The organism is uncultured Cyclobacterium sp. (assembly GCF_963976465.1).
Lineage (GTDB): Bacteria > Bacteroidota > Bacteroidia > Cytophagales > Cyclobacteriaceae > Cyclobacterium.
Map to the genome: position 1 here is coordinate 1 of NZ_CAXBOC010000687.1, position 2,080 is coordinate 2,080.

The following is a 2,080-nucleotide window of genomic DNA, read 5'->3' on the forward strand; positions in this document are numbered from 1 at the left end:
TGTTTCCCAGTGGGGCCATGATTTTAGACCGGAATATTTAAAATTGGGTGCCTTGAGAAAGGCATTTCCGGATACCCCATTTTTGGCATTAACGGCTACGGCAGATAAGCAAACCCGTAAAGATATTGCTGCCAGACTACACCTGAACAAACCGGAGTGGTTTATCTCGTCTTTTGATAGGCCTAACATTACTTACAGGGTTACCTTTTTACAGCACCGGCCCAATGATTCCGGAATAGTCTATTGTCTTTCCAGAAAATCTGTAGAAAACACAGCAGCCAAGCTCAATGCCAATGGTTTTTCTGCTTTGCCCTACCATGCCGGCCTCAGCAAAGAAAATAGGCAAGAAAATCAAGAAAAATTTATTAAGGATGAGGTAAAGATAATTGTTGCTACCATTGCTTTCGGGATGGGAATAGACAAGTCCAATGTTCGTTTTGTGGTGCACACCAATATGCCTCAAAATATTGAAAGCTATTATCAAGAAACCGGGCGCGCAGGTAGAGATGGTTTACCTGGAGAGGCCTTGCTGTTTTATAGTCTGGGGGATAGTATCACCTTAAAGAGAATGATAGAAAGTGCCGAAAATGAGGAGTATGTCAGACACATGAAGGCAAAAATGAATACCATGGTAGAATTTTGCCAAACCAAATCATGTAGGAGAAAGTATTTGTTAGGGTATTTTGGTGAAGAATATTCCCAGGATTGTGGCAACTGTGATGTTTGTTTTCAAAAAGACAATAAATCAGACATGACTATTTTTTCCCAGATGCTTCTTTCGGCAGTTGTTCGTTTGGGACAACAATATGGTCTGGGACATGTTATTTTGGTGTTGAGAGGATCTCAATCTGTAAAAGTTACCAATGCCCAAAAAGAACTATCGGTTTATGGGATTGGAAAAGATAGAAGTGATGATTTCTGGAAAAGGTTAGGGTTTCAGTTAATTGCAGAGGGATATCTTTTTCAAGAAGATCCTCAAAGACCTATTTTGAAGCTAAGTGACTTGGCATGGGAGAAATTGAAACGAAAGGAAAAATTTCTCTTGGCCATGGAAGAGGAAGTGTTTAATCTCCGAGAGCCAAGCAATAAAAAAGATGAGGTCCTGTTTGAAAAACTAAGAAATGTTCGCAAGACTTTAGCGGATCAACAGAATGTGCCACCCTATATTGTTTTTTCTGACGCTACCCTCGTAGAAATGAGCCAGCGATATCCCAGAAATGAAAAGGAATTAATTAGAATCGGGGGAATAGGGCAGCTTAAATTAGAAAAATATGGGAAGGCCTTTATAAAGGAAATCAATGCTCATATAGAGGAGAATGATATTAACCCCAGTCAAAATCCCGGAGCGCCCAAACGGAAGCTGAAAAGGGCTCCTTCAGCTTCCGTACTAGAGACATTTGCCTTGTACCAAGAAGGGAAGACCATTTTTCAAATTGCCCAATATAGATCCTTAGCCAAAACTACCATTGAAGGGCATATAACTCAGCTAATTGAGGAAAATAAAATAGCAAAAGACACTTTTTTAAATGAAGAAAGCAGCAAGGAAATACTGGAGGCTGACAAGCAACTGGAAGGCAAAGGTTTAAAAAGGCTAAAAGATCATTTTGGTGAGAAGTTTTCCTATTTTGACTTAAAGGTAGCTTTGGTTGGGAATAGTAAAGTAAACAATTGATTAAACTGTATTTAATAAACGCATTCGCTGGAATTCCTTTTCATGTATAGTGGATGATGAGTTGGCTTAGCAAATTGGTTGGAGCATGTATTTAAACAATTTATTGAAAACTGTGTATTTGCATCTATAAGCCAGTCTCCATCGGTGACTTTCTGATTGGCCTGATTAACATCATCCACTTGAATACAGGTCAAGGTTGGAAAATTTCCAGAAGTATTTAATTCCGAAATAGCGGTATTATTACCATTTTTTAAGTTCAAGGTCCTTAATGGAATTCCGCCCAGTGCTGAATTATAAGCTAATCGAATTGTTTCAATATTTGGGGAGGTAGAGAAATCTAAATTTTCAACACTGGTATTTTCACCCTCAAAAGTTATAAGGTTGTTTGACCCGCCGTTATTTATAGAT

At 38.7% G+C, this 2,080-nt stretch carries 2 protein-coding genes; one reads left to right on the top strand and one right to left on the bottom strand.

All coding sequences use genetic code 11. The annotated features are described in order from the left end of the window. Positions 1-1,672 (top strand): RecQ family ATP-dependent DNA helicase (locus AAC037_RS23880; RefSeq protein ID WP_339906159.1); only part of this gene is annotated, 1,672 nt, incomplete at its 5' end. An 11-nt stretch (positions 1,673-1,683) separates the two neighbouring features. Here AAC037_RS23880 and AAC037_RS23885 read toward each other — a convergent pair. After that, on the bottom strand, positions 1,684-2,080 hold a 397-nt coding region (locus AAC037_RS23885; RefSeq protein ID WP_339906160.1), incomplete at its 5' end, for a hypothetical protein.